Raw genomic sequence first — 16,504 nt, forward strand, 5'->3', positions numbered from 1 at the left:
CGCCTCTCCTAATGTCTGGCCGGTCGCGACAACTTCCTGGGAGGGGCAATGGACATCTTGCAAGAGTTGGGGCTCGCGGGCTTCGGGGCGGGCATTCTCTTCGGGGCTGTGGGCTGGTTCGTGGTGCGCTGTGTGCTCACCGGGTTCTTCACCGTGGACCAGAGTGAGCGAGCGGTGAAGGTCCGCTTCGGACGCGCCGTGCGGCTCGCGGGTGAGCCCACCACGAAGGTGGGCCCGGTCAGCGAGGGTCTGGCGCGCACGGATGAGGATCGCTACGTCTACCCGCAGCTCGAGGTCATCCCGCCGGGAGGCCCGTACTTCAAGTGGCCCTGGGAGCGAGTGGTGAAGGTCTCGGTGGCCACCCAGACGCTCAACATGGCCTATGACCCCGAGTCCTCGACCGCCAACCAGGGCGGCACGGTGCTCGACGCGGTGACGAAGGACCAGCTCAACACGGGGCTCACCGGGCAGATCCGCTACCGCGTCTCGGAGCAGAACCTCTACGCCTACCTCTTCGCGGTGAAGAACCCCATCGCGCATGTGATGGGCTACTTCATCTCCATCCTGCGCGAGCGCATCGCCAGCTTCGAGGCGCCACCTCCTCCTGCGGTGGAGGAGGGGACCCTGGAGGCGGTCGAGGCCACCGCCGTCTCCGGTGTCTCCATCAACGACCTGCGCAAGAACCTGCGCGACCTCAACGAGCACATGGACCGCGAGTGCCGGGGCAGTCTGTCGCGCTATGGCATCGTCCTGGACGCCTCGCTCATCACGGGGATTGATCCGCCAACGGAAGTGGAGTCGGCGCTCGCGGCGATCAATACCGCGCACAACCACGTCTCGTCCGACATCAGCCTGGCGCAGGCCTCGGCGGACCAGAAGATCGTCCAGTCCCGCCGGGCGGTGGAGATCGAAACCCTGAAGGCCCAGGCGGAGGTGGAGCCGTTGAACGCGATGGCCACGCAGCTCACCCTGCTCAAGCAGAGCGGGCCCGGCGCGCTGGACGCGTACCTGCGCAACATCCGGCTCGGCCTCTTCTCCAAGGCCCACCATGTGGTGATGGGGGTGAAGTCATGATCGGCTTCCTCGTGGGCGCGGTGCTGGGCTTCATCGGGTTCGCCGTGGGCGTCCCCATCTTCCTGGCCCTGTGCCGGATGTTCGGCCTCTACGCCATCGTGGAGGAGCGCACTGCCCGGGTCTATGTCTTCCTCGGCAAGGTGGTGGCGGTGCTGGACGAGCCCGGGCTGCACCTGCTGTGGGTGAAGCTCGGGTGGCGGGCCTTCCTGGTGAACTGGGTGGGGCGCTGCCACGTGCTCGACCTGCGGTTGGACCAGCAGTACCTGCGCAGCCAGGCGGTGAACTCCGAGGAAGGCGCGCCGATGGGGATCGGCATCTGGTACGAGATGTACATCTCGGATCCGCTCAAGTACCTCTTCGAGAACGCGGACCCGCGCGGCTCGCTGGCGGCCAACGTGAGCAACGCCACGGTGCGCTGTCTGTCCAACATGAAGCTCTCCACCATGTTGGAGAGCCGGCATGGCATGAGCCGGACGGTGCGCACCGAGGTCTCCCCCATGTCGCACGCCTACGGCTACCAGCTCGGCTCGGTCTACATCCGCAAGGTGCACTTCCGGGACGAGGGGATGATCCGCCAGATTGAAGAGAAGGTGGTGAACCGGTTGCGGCAGGTGACGTCGGCCATCCGCCAGGACGGAGCCAACCAGGTGAGCATCATCACCAGCACCGCCGAGCGTCAGGCCGCCATCGCCTTCGCCAAGGCCGCGGCCCTGCGTCCGCAAATCGTGGGAGCGGCGCTGCAGAAGATCGTCCAGGACCCGGCGGTCGCGGCGGCGATGTTCGAGATCCTGGAGCTGCAGCGGCTCCAGGAGAGCTCCGCGAAGGTGACGCTCGTCCCGGATGGACAGAAGGGCGAGCTCCTCGCGCAGCTCCTGGTGGCGGCCCAGACACCCGTCCGGTGACGTTACTTCGCCAGCATCTCCAGCGCCGAGATGGAGGGCGCGAAGAAGAACTCACCGCCGGTGGGGATGACCCAGTCCCGCTCCGCCGGGTCCATCATGTTGGTGGACACGCGTTGCAACTTGGGATTGCCCTGGTTGTCCACGAACGTGAGGTTGAACTCGCGGATGCGATCCCGGGCGCCCTGGGCGTTCGGGTTGTTGTTCTGGCCGATGATGGGATCATGCCCACCCGGCTGGGTGGCGTCCGGGGGTTGGCTCGACTCCTTGAAGTTCGGGTTGTTCACCCAGGCGCGGGTGACGAACTCGAACTGGTCCACGAGCGAGGTCTCGTAGGCCACGAAGATGAGTCCGCGGCCGTCCTCGAGCCCCCCGGTCCTGGACGGGCGCCGGTCGTGCGAGTCGGGCTTCGGGTTGTTCGGCGTCGAGTCCGATGCCGGCCCGTAGGGGATGCCTCGCCGCAGCATGCGGTGGGTCTGGGTCGTGGTCTCGTTGAGGAGGGTGGGCGGGATGTTGGGCGGGACGGAGGTGGACTCGTCATCGCGCGGATACACCTTGCGGATGTGCGCGGTGAAGGGGCAGTTGCGTCCCGGCGTGTCCGCGAGCGCTGGCGGGAAGAGGGTGCCCGGGTGCCGGGGGTCCTCGTCCGTGCTGTCGAAGGGGCCGTGCGGGTCCGATGGCAGCAGTGCCGGGGAGTCCTCCTGGTACTCGAAGTTGTTGTTCGCGCTGTCGTCGATGGCCATGGACGGGTTGTCCCGATCGTTCTTCGTGGGATCGGGGTTCCGGGTGCGCCGGATGGGCGCGCCACTGCGCCAGCGGCCGACGAATCGCGAGCCGACGAGGTCCGCGGCGGAGTCCCCCACGGGCACGCCCGGAGGAGGGGTCACGGTCTGTGGAGGCGGCGTTGGCACCTGGAACGTCTGGGCCACCTGCTTGAGGAACTTGTGGAACAGCCCCACGTTCTGCCGCAGCCGGCGGATGAGGAGGTAGGCGCCGTCATCGGCCCAGTCCGGACCCGCCTTGGCGACGGGGCCCGGGTCCTCGAAGGTCTTCACGCCATCGGTGTTCGGGAGGCCGCCTTCGTAGCCGAACACGAACTCCCCCGGCCAGATGAGCTCGGATCCGGGCTTGCCCTGCTCGCGGTTCTTGGGATTCTGGCGGGGCGTCAGGACGTCATGGGGATCGCTGGTGAGCCGCCCACGGACGCCTGGCTGCGAGATGCCATCCAGGAAGCCGAAGTGCTCGTGCCCGGCCAGCTTCTTCTTCGCGGGCAGGTTGTGGCCGAGCTGCACCTTGACCTTGCCGAAGTCCCTGAGCCCGGGCCGCCCGCCCTCTCCCCTGAGGAGACGGAAGAGCGCGGAGCCCTGCTTCTCCTTCACCTCGCCTGCGTCGTCGCTGGCGATGATGACCACCAGGTGGAGCTCCTCCTGGGTGCCGCCGAGGACCCAGTTGTCCGGGTGGCCTTCGGCGGTCTTCTGATCATCCCCCGAGGGATCGCCCAGGATGCCCTGCTTGGAGCGGCTCGCCATGCCCTGCGTGAACGCGGGATCCGTGAAGTTGAGGTCGAGGGTCGGGTCGAACTTCTTCAGGACCTCGAGCCCCCGGGCGGTGAAGGCGAGGTTGATCCACGTCGACTTCAGGCCGATGGGATCCTGCTGTTGCCGCGAGCGCATGGCCTTGAAGAGCCGGTTGAAGGCCACCACCTCGGCGGTCGTGGCGATGAGGGGAATGGTCTCCCGGAGCCAGGCCTTGAACGCCTTGACGGTGGGGAATTCCTGGTCGGCCGTGGCGCCCGGGTGGTCGTTGCGTTTCAGGGTGAGGAACACGAACGCCTGGTGGTCCTTGTTGAAACCTCCCAGGATGTTCCCCTGGATGTTGCCCACGTGGAGGACCGGTTCCTTGGAGGCATCAGGGAACGAGGGATCGTCGTCCTCGTCGAAGATGGGCTCTGGGAAGGGGGCCTCGCGTACTGGCTCCACGGCCGCCGGGGCCGAGGTATCTCCCGGAGCCTCCCGATTCATGGGGCTGAGGGCTTCAAGGGGCGAGGCTGGCTCTTCTGGAGCTGCTGCGGTGTTCCGTGGATCGATGTCGTCCTTCATGGTCGTTCTCTTTCGTGTGTCAACCCCCGCTGACACTAGGAGAGAGTGCCGTGATGGGATTTGTGAGCCGGGCTCAGGTGGATGACGGAGGGGATGCATGCTCCGCTCCACGTGGAAGAACCACCGTGAAGGTCGAGCCCTCGCCGGGTGTGCTTTCGACGGAGATGGTGCCCCCATGGGCGTCGATGATCTGCCGGGCGATGAAGAGCCCGAGTCCGAGTCCGCCATAGTGGCGCTCGGAGACGGCCCGCTCGAACTTCTCGAAGATGCGCGTCTTGGCCTCGCTCGGGAAACCGATGCCCTGGTCCCGCATGACGAGCCGCACCGTTTCCGGCTCGGGCTCGACCCGGAGCTCGAGCGGTTTTCCCTCACCGAACTTGATGGCATTCCCGAGCAGGTTGGCGACGAGCTGCTCCAGCCGGACCCGGTCCCACCATCCGACAGCGGGACAGTCGAGCTGAAGCTCCAGCGGGGAGCCGCAGCGCGCCAGTTGCTCGCGCGAGCCCTCCACCACTTCCTGGACCACCTGGCAGAGATCCACCTCTTCCCGCGACAACTCGAAGCGCCCCGCGCCGATGTGCGAGACATCGAGGAGCTGCTCGATGAGCAGGTGGAGCCGATCGGCCTGGGCTTCGATGCGGGGCAGCTCGCGCAGCAGGGCGTCGGTCTGGACCCCTTGCGCCGGTGCCTCATGGGCCAGGCGGCGAAGCGTCGCGAGGCGGAGCTTCAGGGACGTGAGGGGCGTGCGAAGCTCATGCGCGGCGACCATGAGGAAGACATCCCGGATGCGGATGGCCTCCTGGGCTTGTTGGTACAGCTGGGCATGGTCGTACGCGATGGTGGCGCGCCGGGCCATCTCCTGTGCCAGCTCGAGCTCCTTCGGCCCGTAGCGCCTTCCCGGCTCCCCCGAGCCCAGGGTGAGCACTCCGATCATGTTTCCTCGCGAGACGAGCGGCACCGCGATGGCGCTCCGGGTTCCGAGGCCGAGGATGAGTTGTGCATGCTCCTCGCTCACGCACGTGGCCCGGATTTCATCCGGCGTCATCTCTGGGTAGAGGTGGGGCTGGTGGGTTCGCAGCACCTCGCTGGCTGGACTGGGGCTGTCCACCTGGGCCGGGTAGCGTTCGGCGAGCGTGTCGAGCAGGGGCCGCTTCATGGGGTTGATATGGGCCCCGGCGATCCGGTGGATCCGATTTTCCGTCACCACGTCGATGACGCACCAGTCGGCGAGGTAGCGCACGCACAGGTCCCCCAGACGAGAGAGGGTCTCGCTGTAATCGAGCGTCTCGGAGAGGATGACACTGGCCTCCGCGAGGAACGAGGCGTTGCGATGGGCCTCCGCGAGGTCATGGGTTCGTGCCCGGACCTGCCGGTGCAGGGCCTTGTTCCAGACGATGACCGTCCCCACCACCACGCTCACGCCCACCGAGAGGAGCGCCACGATTCGCCAGAAGAGGGGGGAGAGGTAGAACGGCGTCTCCCACGGGTAGACCCAGCGCTTCCAGATGTGTTGCCGCTCCTCCTCGGTGAGCTGGTCCAGTCCCTTCTGGACGATGCGGAGCAGGATCGGCTCGTCCCTCCGGACCGCCATGGCCAGCTCGTACTGGTAGGGGATTCTTCCCGCCACATGGAGGTTCGTCAGGTTCTCCTGGGTGATGTGGTAGGACGCGGCCGCGACATGGACAATCAGTGCATCGACCTCGCCCGTCGACACGCGCATGAGTCCGTCGAGATCAGTGGGAACGGGGACGAGCTGAAGCTCGGGATGGAAGCGCTTCAGATACTCGTGGGCCCCGAAGTTCTCGCCGACCGCGATCCGCATCCCCGTCATCTGCTCGAGCGTGAGCGTGTCCCAGGTTCCCCGGCGCACGACGATGATCGTCGGGATGCGGACGTACGGCTCGGAGAAGAGGAGGTATTGCGAGCGCTCGGGGGTCCGGGTCAGCCCGCTCGCCAGGTTCGCCCGCCCCTCGCGCAGGTTCTGGAGCAGCTCCCGGATGTTGACGGCGGGCGCCCTGCGGAACGTGAAGCCGAGCTTCTTCTCCAACAGCCGGGCGTAGTCCGCGGTGATGCCGCTGAACTCCCCCCGGTCGTTGGTGAAGGACAGCGGGGGGTTGATGTAGGGCTGGAGCACGAGACTGCCGGAACGGCTCTCGAGCCACTCCCGCTCCTCCGGGGTGAGTACATCCGAGGCGCGCTCGTGGAAGAGGCCGAGGCCGAGCACGAGGGCCGCTCCGGCCAGGAGAACCAACCCGGTGAAGAGCAGCCATCGTTGAGCCCGTCCCCGGAGCATAGGAGCGCCGCTCCTCCCTTACGCAGTCACGAGAGCGGAATCCGAGGAGCCTGGGTAGGGGTATCCCGCTGAAGTGGTTCGAAGCGAACGGGGCTGTGCAGGCTCGGCACGTGGTGTGGGGGGAGCGGGCCGGACACGCTGGTTTTGAGCAGTCGCCGGGGCCGCCTGGTCTCCAGGAGGACAGGCGCGGGTTGGCGGGCCCGGGCCCCGGGTGCACCTTTCGCGGAAGGAGGTCTGCCATGCGCTCACGGACCGTACTCGCCGGGCTCACCGTGGCCACGCTCGCCCTCGGGGCGCGGGCGGCCGAGGACTCCACCCCTTCGAAGCTCAAGGCGGCGGAGGAGAAGGCCACTCCTGGAGATCAGTTCACGAACAAGGACGCGGGTGTCGTCAAAGGCACGGTGAAGGGCGCCACCGGCAACGTCATCACGCTCGACGTGGGCAGGAAGGAGCCGCTGGTACAGGTCATCGTGAAGGACGAGCACGCGGTGCCCATCGTCCAGGAGGGCCAGCGGCAACCGCTCGCCCTCCAACAATTGCGGGAGGGCATGCCCGTCCGGACGCACTTCCGCAACGAGGGCGGAGTCCGCGTCGCCACCTCCATCGAGGTGCTCGAGCCCGCCAAGGTGCAGGGTCAGAAGCGGTAGGTCTGGCTCCGCTCACCGCGCGTTGGGCGTGGTCTCGAAAGGCCACGTGCGCGACGCGGTGGGGGCGCCAAGCCACAGGTCCGCGAGCTGCTGCGCGAGCCTCCACGGCTCTCCGCCGGCGCGATTCGTCAGGACGATGACCGTGAGCCGCTGCTGGGGGTACTTCACGATGGCGTTGGTGAAGCCGCACGTCTCGCCGTGGTGCGAGAGGCGCACCCGTCCCTCGTCCTCGTCGATGAACCAGCCGAACCCGTAGCGCGCGGACGAGCCATCCGGCAGTGCCGCCGGCGTCCACGCGAGCTTCTGGGTGTCCGCACCGACGAGCGTGTGCGCATCCAGCGCCGCGTTCCACGCCACCAGCTCCGCCACGGACGCGTAGACGCCACCATCCCCCAGCACGGCGCTGGTGGGGCTCTGGTCCCGGGGGCGGACGCCGTTCGCGTCGACGACATAGCCGTAGGCGCGCCGTGCCACCGTCGAGATACCCGCCTCGTACGCGACCGCTGTCTGCATGCCCAGCGGTGCGAAGACGCGCTCGTGCAGGAACCGGGCGAACGGCATTCCTCCGGCCTTCTCCACGATGAGGGAGAGCACCGCGTACCCGGAGTTGCTGTAGCGCACCGCGCTTCCGGGCGGGAAGTAGGTGTGGTCCGCGCGGGCCAGCAGCTCGAGGACGTCCCGGTCCTTCACCTGCACGGTCTGGTTCTCGGGGACGAAGGCCTCGTAGTCCCAGATGCCCGACGTGTGGTTGAGGAGGTGACGGATGCGGACGTCCCGCAGGTACGCCGGGAAGCCGGGGAGCACGTCCACCACGCGGTCGTCGTAGTGGAGCTTGCCCTCCTCGACCAGCAGCATGATGGCCGTGGCCGTGAACTGCTTGGTGAGCGAGGCGAGGCGGTACTGGGTCTCCGGAGTGGCGCGGGTGCGCGCCTCGAGGTCCGCGAGGCCATAGGCACGGCTGAGCACGACCTGCCCCTCGTGAATCACGACGACGCTGGCGCCGGGGCCCTCCGGGTGGTCATAGGCGGCGAAGAGCGCATCCACGGCCCGCTCGTCCGGGGCGGTGGGCGCGCGGGTGTTCGACGTGGCCGTGGCACATCCGGCGAGCAGGGCGAAGGTGGCGAGGAGTGTGGCTGCGAGGGACTGGTCGTGCATGGGGCGGAGCAAGCCATCCTCCTGGCCCATCCGCCAGCCTCACGCCCTCCCGCTTCCGACGCCGCAGGATCCCTCTCCCGGAGGGACGAAGGGCCCTCAACGGCCCATCTTGATGTCGAGCGGCGGGTTGTTGGGGCGGCGGGGTGGCTTCTGCGCCGTGATCTTGGGGGTGAGCTTCACCGAGACCTCGGGCGCATCCCCGGCGGACACCCGCTGTGACACCGGCTCATAACCGTCCAGCCTCAGCGCCAGCGTCACCGGCGGTGCATCCGGCTCGAGCGGCAGGTCCATGGGCGTCTCGCCGTATTGCTTCCCGTCCACGAGCACCAGCGCGCCCGTCGGCTCGGAGATCACCTTCAACGTCACCGGCTGGGGTTCCGGAGCCTGCTCGGGCTGCGGTTCGAGCTGGGCCTGTTCTTCCTGCTGACGATTCGTCAGGGACGCCGTGTCCCTGGCCGGATGCTGGCGCAGGAGGATGATCGCGGCCCCCGCGACGACCAGCAGCGTGCCCAGGCCGGCCACCACGGGCACCACCGGGAAGCGCCGCCGCGTCACGGTGTCCGGCGCGAGCGTCTGCGTGTGGTGGCTGCTCTTCGACCTGGAGACGGGGCTGGGCGTCCTGCCGGTCGGTGTTCCCGTGGACGCAACGGGCACCTGCTGATGCGCGTGCGAGCGCACGCTGCTGCGCGACGAGTTGGACTTCGAGTCCAGGTCCGTGTCCTCCGCGAGCTGGTCCAGCGTGGACGGGTCCTCCTCGCGTGAGATGCGCTCCGCGTACAGCTCCCGCAGCCACGCGGACAGGTGCGCGTTGCTGGCCGGCAGCCGGTGCTGGAGGATGTAGTCCTCGATGGCCAGCCGGAAGGCCCCGCAGTCCGGGAAGCGCTGCTCCGGCGTGCGCGCCAGTGCCTTGAGCACCAGCTCGTCGAGCCCCGGCGGCAGCTCCGCCTGGAGCTGCGAGGGCTGCGGCACCTGGCAGTCACGCACCAGCCGCAGCGTCATCATGTCCGTGTCGCCCTTGAAGAGGCGCCGGTTCGTCAGCAGCTCCCACAGCACCACGCCCAGGGCGAACAAGTCACTGCGCGCGTCCACGTCCTGGCCGTTGGCTTGCTCCGGCGACATGTACGGGTACTTGCCCTTGAGCACCCCGGTGGCCGTGTGCGACGCGCTCCCCGCCGCCTTCGCCACCCCGAAGTCGATGACCTTCACGCCTCCGTCGAAGCCCACCAGGATGTTCTGCGGCGACACGTCCCGGTGCACCAGTTGCAGCGGCCGGCCCTGCTGATCTCTCGCCTGGTGCGCGTGGTGCAGCCCCGCCGCCGCCTCCGCGATGATGCGCAGCGCCAGCCCCACCGGCAGTGGCCTGCCCTGGTTCCGGGCGAACTTGTCCAGCCTCCGCACGTCCTCGCCCTGCACGTACTCCATGGCCAGGCAGTGCCGGCCGTCGATCTCCGTGAGGTCCAGAATGGTGATGAGGTTGGGGTGCGCCAGCCGCGCCACCAGCCGCGCCTCATCGAGGAACATCGTCAGGAAGTCCTCGTCCTCGGCCAGGTGCGGAAGGATGAGCTTGAGCACGACCAGCCGCTCGAAGCCCGCCCCCTGCTCGAGGGCCAGGAAGATCTGGCCCATCCCGCCGGAGGCAATCTTGCGCAACAACTGGTACTTGCCGAAGGGGACTGCCATGACGCGTCACGATAACCCGGGTTCCAAGAATCCGCGAATGTCCTTTCCCGTACAGGTTGTGAAAGCAGGCAACCAGACGTCGCGGAGTGCACTCAGGCTTTTAGTTTGTAGCCAGAGCGCAATGCGGCCCAGGCAACACCGGTGGCAACCAGTGCGAGTGCAACGAGGATACTGGCGCCCAACAATGGCGAGAAGCCGCTATTTCCCAGCATTCCGTAGCGCAGGCCCTCGACCATGTAGACCATGGGGTTGAAGAGGCTGATGTGGTTCCACGGCGAGGGCAGCTCGCGCACCGAGTAGAAGATGCCGCCGAGGAAGGTGAGGGGCAGCATCACGAAGGTGGGGAAGAAGTTGACCTGTTCGAACTTCTCGGCCCACACGGCGGCGAGGATGCCCAGCACACTGAAGGTGTACGAGGAGAGCAGCAGGAAGAGGAGCGTGGCGGGGGCGTGCTCCAGGCGGAAGCCGGTGAAGAAGGTGGCCACCACCCAGGTGAGCCCGCCCACCATGAGGCCGCGCACCATGGCTCCGCCGATGAAGCCGGCCAGCAGCTCCATGGGCCCCAGCGGCGCCACCAGCAGGTCCACGATGGTGCCTTGAATCTTGTTGATGAACAGCGAGGAGCTGCTGTTGAGGAAGGCGTTGTTGGCCAGGCCCAGGAAGACGAGGCCCGGGACGATGAACTGCAGGTAGGGCACTCCCTCCACCTCGTGCACGCGGCCGGACAGCGAGTAGCCGAAGACGAGGAAGTAGAGCGAGGTGCTGATGAGTGGTGAGAGGACCGTCTGGCCCGGCACGCGCATGAAGCGCCGGACCTCCTTCACCAGCAGGGTCTTCATCCCAAGGGTGTTCATGATGTCGTCGGGGTCGGGGAAGGGGAGTGGGGCCGCTCAGGCGGCGTTGGGCGTGGCGGCGGGCTTGCCGCGCAGGATCTCAATGAGGATGTCCTCCAGGCGCGAGTGACGCGTCTCCACGTCCCCCACCGGGAGGCCCTGGGTGTAGAGGGCGCGCAGGATGTCGCCCCCGGGAGCGCCGCCGTCGCGCTCGGGATAGGTGAGGGTGCGGCCATCTGAGGAGAGCGTCGCGCCCGCCTTGCGCACGAGCTCGGGCAGCGTGCTCACGACTTCCGTGAAGGCGACGATGAGGCGCTTCTCGCCCAGCCGGCGCAGCAGGGCCTTCTTCTCCTCCACCAGCAGCAGCCTGCCCTCGTTGATGACGCCCACCCGGTCCGCCAACTCCTCGGCCTCCTCCAGGTAGTGCGTGGTGAGGACGATGGTGGTGCCCTCGGCGGCCAGCTTGCGCACGTAGTTCCACAGGTCGCGGCGCAGCTCCACGTCCACGCCCGCGGTGGGCTCGTCCAGGAAGACGAGCCGCGGCTTGTGCACCAGCGCCTTGGCGATCAGCAGCCGGCGCTTCATGCCGCCCGACAGCGCGCGGGTGATGGCGTCCGCCTTGTTCTGCAGGTTGAGCGCGGTGAGCACCTCCTTCACCCGCGCCTCGTCCCGGGGCTGCCCGTAATAGCCCTGCTGGATGTAGAGCGACTCGGCCACCGTGAAGAAGGGGTCGAAGTTGATCTCCTGCGGCACCAGCCCCACCTCGTAGCGCGGGCGCACCGGGTCCGCGTCCAGGTCGTGCCCGAAGACGCGGATCTTCCCGCTCGTCTTCTTCACCAGCCCGCACACCGAGCCGATGAGGGTCGTCTTGCCGGCGCCGTTGGGGCCGAGCAGGGCGAAGATCTCCCCAGGGCGGATGCTGAGGTTGACTTCGGTGAGGGCCGTGAGCTTGCCGCCGTAGGTCTTCGTGAGACCCTGGAGCTCGAGCGCGGGAGGGGTGGACATGGTGACAGAGGCCTTTACCACCACCACGGCTCGCGAAAAGGACTGACCGCGTTACATTGGGGGTGGAATGCTGACCGTGAAAGAACTGAGGGTGATGGCGGGGCGCCTGACGGAGCCGTTCTTCTGCCGGCAGATTGGCCCATTCGCCTTGGTGCAGAAGCCACCGAAGCCCGTGGTGGAACAGATGGCGATGCGGCTGGGGGCGCAGCGCACGGTGATGGGCGCCGGCATGGGCAGCCTGGAGGCGCTGCAGGTGTCGATGCTGCTGAACTTCGACATTCTGCAGGTGGCCACGCTGCCGCCGCTGCGCACCCAGGACGCACTGTCCGTGGGGCGGCTGCCGAGCTGTGACCTGGTCATCAACGATCCTTCTGTGTCCAAGGAGCACGCGCTGCTGAGCTGGCTGGGGCCTACCTCCTCCTGCCGGGTGAGAGACCTTCGGTCCACCAACTTCACCTACCTCAACGGCCAGCCACTGGCGCCCGAGCGGGAGTACCTGGTGCGGGATGGGGACCTGGTGCGCTTCGGGGACGCGGATTTCGCCTTCTTCCTGGCGAAGTCGCTCCATACCCGGCTGTTGCGCAGCGGTCCCGTCGCCGGATAGCCCGGCGCGTGCCAGCGGCCACGGCGTCCCGCCTGGGGGGCGGGGGAGCCTCGGGGCCCCGGGGGGAATCGGGCTCCGGGGCGGACGTGGCGCGCGGCATGGGCTGTTCTGAGCCGGAAGAGGCGGAAGCCCGGTAAACACGTGTCCGGGAACAGCAAGCGAGCGGCCGAGCGCCTTGAGCGCGCTTGCGCTCCTTGGTATCCGCGAGCGTCTACGTCACCGAGTCGGAGGCAGAAAGAGCACGATGGCCCAGAACTTCATCTTCACCATGCAGGACCTGCGCAAGGTCAAGGGCGGTAAGGACATCCTCAAGGGCATCTACCTGTCCTTCTTCCCGGGCGCGAAGATTGGCGTCATCGGCCCCAACGGCTCGGGTAAGTCCACGCTGCTGCGCATCATGGCGGGCGTGGACACCGAGTTCTTCGGCGTGGCCAAGCCGGACCCGAGCGCCCGGGTGGGTTACCTGGCGCAGGAGCCGCAGCTCGACTCCTCGCTGGACGTGAAGGGCAACGTGGAGCTGGGCCTCAAGCCCATCCGCACCCTGTTGGATCGCTTCAACGAGGTGAGCGCGAAGTTCGCCGAGCCGATGAGCGACGCGGCGATGGAGAAGCTGCTGGCCGAGCAGGGCAAGCTGCAGGACGCCATCGACGCGTGCAACGGCTGGGAGCTGGACCGGACCCTGGAGATGGCGATGGACGCGCTGCGTCTGCCGCCCGGGGACGCGGACGTGACGAAGCTGTCCGGCGGTGAGAAGCGCCGCGTGGCGCTGTGCCGCATCCTCCTGGAGAAGCCGGACCTGCTGCTGCTCGACGAGCCCACCAACCACCTGGACGCCGAGAGCGTGGCGTGGCTGGAGCAGGCCCTCAAGGAGTACAAGGGCACCATCGTCTGCATCACCCACGACCGCTACTTCCTCGACAACGCGGCCGAGTGGATTCTGGAGCTGGACCGGGGCGAGGGCGTGCCCTGGAAGGGCAACTACTCGAGCTGGCTGGAGCAGAAGCAGAAGCGGCTGGAGCTGGAGGAGAAGTCGGAGAGCGCCCGGCAGAAGACGCTCAAGCGCGAGCTGGAGTGGGTGCGCGCATCGCCCAAGGCCCGCCAGGCCAAGAGCAAGGCCCGCATCACGGCGTACGAGGATCTGCTCAACCAGACGCAGGAGAAGAGGGATCCGACGGGCGAGGTGACGATTCCGCCCGGGCCGCCGCTGCGCGGGCTGGTGGTGGAGGCCAAGGGGCTGCGCAAGTCCTACGGGGACCGGCTGCTCATCGACGAGGTGAACTTCAAGCTGCCGCCGGGCGGCATCGTGGGTGTGATTGGACCGAACGGCGCGGGCAAGACGACGCTGTTCCGGATGCTCACGGGCGCGGAGAAGCCGGACGCGGGCGAGCTGCGCATCGGCGAGGCGGTGAAGATGGCGTACGTGGACCAGAGCCGCGACGCCCTGGCCGGAGACAAGAGCGTCTTCGAGGAAGTGAGCGATGGGCTGGACTACATCGACCTGGGCCGCGCGGGGCAGATGCCGAGCCGCGCGTACCTGGCGGGCTTCGCCTTCAAGGGACAGGATCAGCAGAAGCGGGTGAAGGACCTGTCGGGCGGCGAGCGCAACCGCGTGCACCTGGCGAAGATGCTCAAGAGCGGCGGCAACCTGCTGCTGCTGGACGAGCCCACGAACGACCTGGACGTGGAGACGCTGCGGAGCCTGGAAGATGCGCTGCTGAACTTCGCGGGCTGCGCGGTGGTCATCAGCCACGACCGCTGGTTCCTGGACCGCATCGCCACGCACATCCTGGCGTTCGAGGGAGACAGCCGGGCGTTCTTCTTCGAGGGCAACTTCCAGGACTACGAGGCGGACAAGAAGAAGCGCCTGGGCCCCGAGGCGCTGGAGCCGCACCGCATCCGCTACCGCCCGCTCACCAAGAGCTGAGGTCGCGCGGAGTCGTATCGCGGTAGCCCCGAGAGCCCCTCTCTCCCTCCTCCGGGGAGAGGGGCCGCGGGTGACCTCAGCTCGACGTGGAAGCGGAGGGGGCCTCGCGCTCCTTGAGCCGGCGCCGGAACGAGCCCGGCGTTTCTCCCACGTGCCGCTTGAAGGCTTTGACGAAGGCGCTGTCGGTCTCGTAGCCCACTGCCTGCGCGATCGCACTCGCTGACTCGGCCCCCTCGGTCATGAGCTGCATGGCCTTGTGCATGCGCCAGCGCGTCAGGTACGTCAGGGGCCCTTCTCCGACGAGTGATTTGAAGCGTGCCGCGAACACCGAGCGCGACATGCCCGCGGTTCGCGCCAGGCTCTCCACCGTCCAGGGCTCTTGCGGCCGCTCGTGGATCCGCTGCAGGACGACGCCGAGCTGTGGATCCACGAGCGCCCGGAGCCACCCTCCCTGTTCGACGGGCAGGGACGCCACGTAGGTCCTCAGTGCCTGGACGAGCAGCACGTCACCCAGACGGTTAGCCACGGTCTCATAGCCGGGCTGTTCAGCTTCCATCTCCGAGGCCACGAACTGCATCGTGGACTCGAGCCACCGCGTGGCGATGCCTCCGTCGCCTTTCACATGGAGGATCGGCGGCAGGCTCGCGACGAGCGGGCTCAGCGTGGTCCCCTCGAAGACGAAGCGCCCGCAGACGATCGTCGTGGGTGCTCCCGCTCCGCCGTAGCGGATGACCCCTCCGCAACGTCCTCCCCGGTTCGCGTAGATCTCACTGGCCGCAACGGGCCGCGTCCTCGGACTGTCCTTGAGCGCGTAGGGGACCCCACCGAGGATGAAGACGAAGTCGCCGGCCGCGAGCATGTGCTGCTTGCCTTGGAGCTCGAGCACGCAGCTTCCCCGGGAGACCACGTAGAACATGCCCACGGTTCGCGCGTCGACGCGCATGCCCCAGGGCGCGCTCATCTCCATCCGGCCGTTGATCATGCTCCGCAAACGGATGCTGCTCAGCGTGTCCGCGAGAACGTCCATGGCCCTTCCTCCAGGACGATTGGACCATACATACGGACGTCCAGCCAGTGATCGTCCGGAACCTCGGGACTACCTTCCTTCATGACCCTGGCGCCCGGTGCGCGGACCCTCCCGCCCCGCGAACAGGTCCACAACGGAGACAGACATGAAAGCGATTCGATTGCTGCGTTTTGGGGGACCCGAGGAGCTGCGGCTCGAGGAACTCGCGCCCCCCGTTCCAGGTGACGGCGAAGTCCTCATCCGCGTGCACGCCGCCGGCCTGAACTACGCGGAGTTGTTGCAGCGCGAGGGCCGCGTGCCGGGAGGGTCTCCTCTGCCGTTCACGCCGGGCTACGAAGCCGCGGGAGTCATCAGCGCTGTGGGGGGAGGGGTATCGCATCTCCGGAGTGGCGCTCGCGTCGTGGCGATGCTGCCGGCCCAGGGAGCCCTCGCGGAGCTGGCCCTCGCGCCGGCCTCTCTCGTCACTCCCATGCCCGATGAGCTGTCTTTCGAGAAGGCCGTGGCCCTGCTGAACCAGGCGCCCACCGCGCTCGCCGCGCTTCGCATCGCGGCTCAGCTGCGGGAAGGAGACACGGTCTTCATTCCCGCGGCGGCGGGCGGCGTCGGCTCCTTTCTGAGCCAACTCGCGAAGCAGCTCGGCGCGGGGCGCGTGGTCGCTGGCGCAAGCACCGAGGAGAAGCGCGCCCTGGCCCGGCGCCTCGGAGCCGACATCGCCGTCGATTACACTCGAGCGGACTGGCCCGAGCGCGTCCGGGAGGCCACCGGCGGCCGTGGCGCCGACGTGGTCTTCGAGCGAAGCGGCGGTGAGGTCTTCTCCCAGAGCCTTCGAGCCCTGGCTCCGCGGGGAAGGCTCGTCGTCTTCGGAGTCGACAGCCTGCGGGGCACGCACGTGAGCAGCGAACAGCTCGGGCAGATGGTCTTCCAGAATCAGTCCCTGGTCGGCTTCGCGTTCCCGGCTTTGCCGCCCGACGTCCAGGCCGCCACGCTCCGCGAGGTGTTCGAGCTCGTGGCGAGCGGGAAGCTCCAGGTGGTCATCGGCCAGACCTTCGCGCTGCATGAGGCCGCGGACGCGCACCGCTCGCTGGCTCAGCGGAAGACCTCGGGCAAGGTGGTGATTCTCCCGAACGCACCTGCGTGAGGGCCGCCCGTGCCTGCCCCCGCGCCTTCCTGGCGGGCGGCAGCAGGAGGGGCCAGCTTCCACCCCCCTGTCTGACCCACGGCGTGCCCCGGAATCGCTCCGTCCAAATGTTGAGCAAGGCGGGGA

General features: G+C 67.9%; 13 protein-coding genes. 6 read left to right on the plus strand and 7 right to left on the minus strand.

The window, feature by feature from the left end:
• Positions 1 to 48 precede the first annotated feature (48 nt).
• Entirely contained in the window at positions 49 to 1,074 is a 1,026-nt protein-coding gene (locus tag DAT35_RS30930) for an SPFH domain-containing protein (RefSeq protein WP_108071716.1), read from the plus strand.
• Positions 1,071 to 1,976: an SPFH domain-containing protein gene (locus DAT35_RS30935; RefSeq protein WP_108071718.1), complete on the plus strand. Its 906-nt coding sequence runs from the start codon at positions 1,071 to 1,073 to the stop codon at positions 1,974 to 1,976. The genes DAT35_RS30930 and DAT35_RS30935 overlap by 4 nt, the downstream gene beginning before the upstream one ends.
• Positions 1,977 to 1,978: 2 nt before the next feature.
• On the opposite strand, the gene DAT35_RS30940 is transcribed toward DAT35_RS30935, so the two are convergent.
• Together DAT35_RS30940 and DAT35_RS30945 are read right to left on the minus strand one after the other, a co-directional pair.
• Entirely contained in the window at positions 1,979 to 3,994 is a 2,016-nt protein-coding gene (locus tag DAT35_RS30940; RefSeq protein ID WP_158501962.1) for a Dyp-type peroxidase, read from the minus strand.
• 151 nt (positions 3,995 to 4,145) lie between these two features.
• Complete coding sequence (locus DAT35_RS30945) at positions 4,146 to 6,365, minus strand: transporter substrate-binding domain-containing protein (RefSeq protein ID WP_108071722.1); 2,220 nt, start codon at positions 6,363 to 6,365, stop codon at positions 4,146 to 4,148.
• 239 nt (positions 6,366 to 6,604) lie between these two features.
• Here DAT35_RS30945 and DAT35_RS30950 point away from each other — a divergent pair, with 239 nt between their 5' ends.
• Positions 6,605 to 7,012 (plus strand): hypothetical protein, encoded by a 408-nt coding sequence (locus DAT35_RS30950; protein WP_108071724.1) that lies wholly within the window; start codon positions 6,605 to 6,607, stop codon positions 7,010 to 7,012.
• Between the two features lie 12 nt (positions 7,013 to 7,024).
• Here the strand turns inward: DAT35_RS30950 and DAT35_RS30955 are convergent, their stop codons facing one another.
• From DAT35_RS30955 to DAT35_RS30970, 4 genes are all read right to left on the minus strand, one after another.
• Positions 7,025 to 8,167, minus strand: coding sequence for a serine hydrolase (locus DAT35_RS30955; RefSeq protein ID WP_233261824.1), 1,143 nt, complete (start codon positions 8,165 to 8,167; stop codon positions 7,025 to 7,027).
• 96 nt (positions 8,168 to 8,263) lie between these two features.
• Positions 8,264 to 9,847, minus strand: coding sequence for a serine/threonine-protein kinase (locus DAT35_RS30960; RefSeq protein WP_108071729.1), 1,584 nt, complete (start codon positions 9,845 to 9,847; stop codon positions 8,264 to 8,266).
• 92 nt (positions 9,848 to 9,939) lie between these two features.
• Entirely contained in the window at positions 9,940 to 10,686 is a 747-nt protein-coding gene (locus DAT35_RS30965) for an ABC transporter permease (protein WP_233261825.1), read from the minus strand.
• A gap of 51 nt (positions 10,687 to 10,737) precedes the next feature.
• Complete coding sequence (locus DAT35_RS30970) at positions 10,738 to 11,685, minus strand: ABC transporter ATP-binding protein (RefSeq protein WP_108071732.1); 948 nt, start codon at positions 11,683 to 11,685, stop codon at positions 10,738 to 10,740.
• 76 nt (positions 11,686 to 11,761) lie between these two features.
• Between DAT35_RS30970 and DAT35_RS30975 the strand changes: the two genes are divergently transcribed.
• The gene (locus tag DAT35_RS30975) at positions 11,762 to 12,289 is read left to right on the plus strand and encodes an FHA domain-containing protein (protein ID WP_158501963.1); all 528 of its coding nucleotides are present in this window, start codon (positions 11,762 to 11,764) and stop codon (positions 12,287 to 12,289) included.
• A gap of 244 nt (positions 12,290 to 12,533) precedes the next feature.
• Entirely contained in the window at positions 12,534 to 14,213 is a 1,680-nt protein-coding gene (ettA, locus tag DAT35_RS30980; protein WP_108071736.1) for an energy-dependent translational throttle protein EttA, read from the plus strand.
• 76 nt (positions 14,214 to 14,289) lie between these two features.
• Here ettA and DAT35_RS30985 read toward each other — a convergent pair whose 3' ends face one another.
• Positions 14,290 to 15,240, minus strand: a complete 951-nt coding sequence (locus tag DAT35_RS30985; RefSeq protein ID WP_108071738.1) for an AraC family transcriptional regulator — start codon at positions 15,238 to 15,240, stop codon at positions 14,290 to 14,292.
• 145 nt (positions 15,241 to 15,385) lie between these two features.
• On the opposite strand from DAT35_RS30985, the gene DAT35_RS30990 reads away from it, so the two are divergent.
• Positions 15,386 to 16,378 carry an NADPH:quinone oxidoreductase family protein gene (locus DAT35_RS30990; protein WP_108071740.1) on the plus strand — a complete coding sequence of 331 codons (993 nt, stop codon included), beginning with the start codon at positions 15,386 to 15,388 and terminating at the stop codon, positions 16,376 to 16,378.
• Positions 16,379 to 16,504: the final 126 nt, after the last annotated feature.

It is taken from the genome of Vitiosangium sp. GDMCC 1.1324, from assembly GCF_003044305.1.
Classification (GTDB): Bacteria; Myxococcota; Myxococcia; order Myxococcales; family Myxococcaceae; genus Archangium.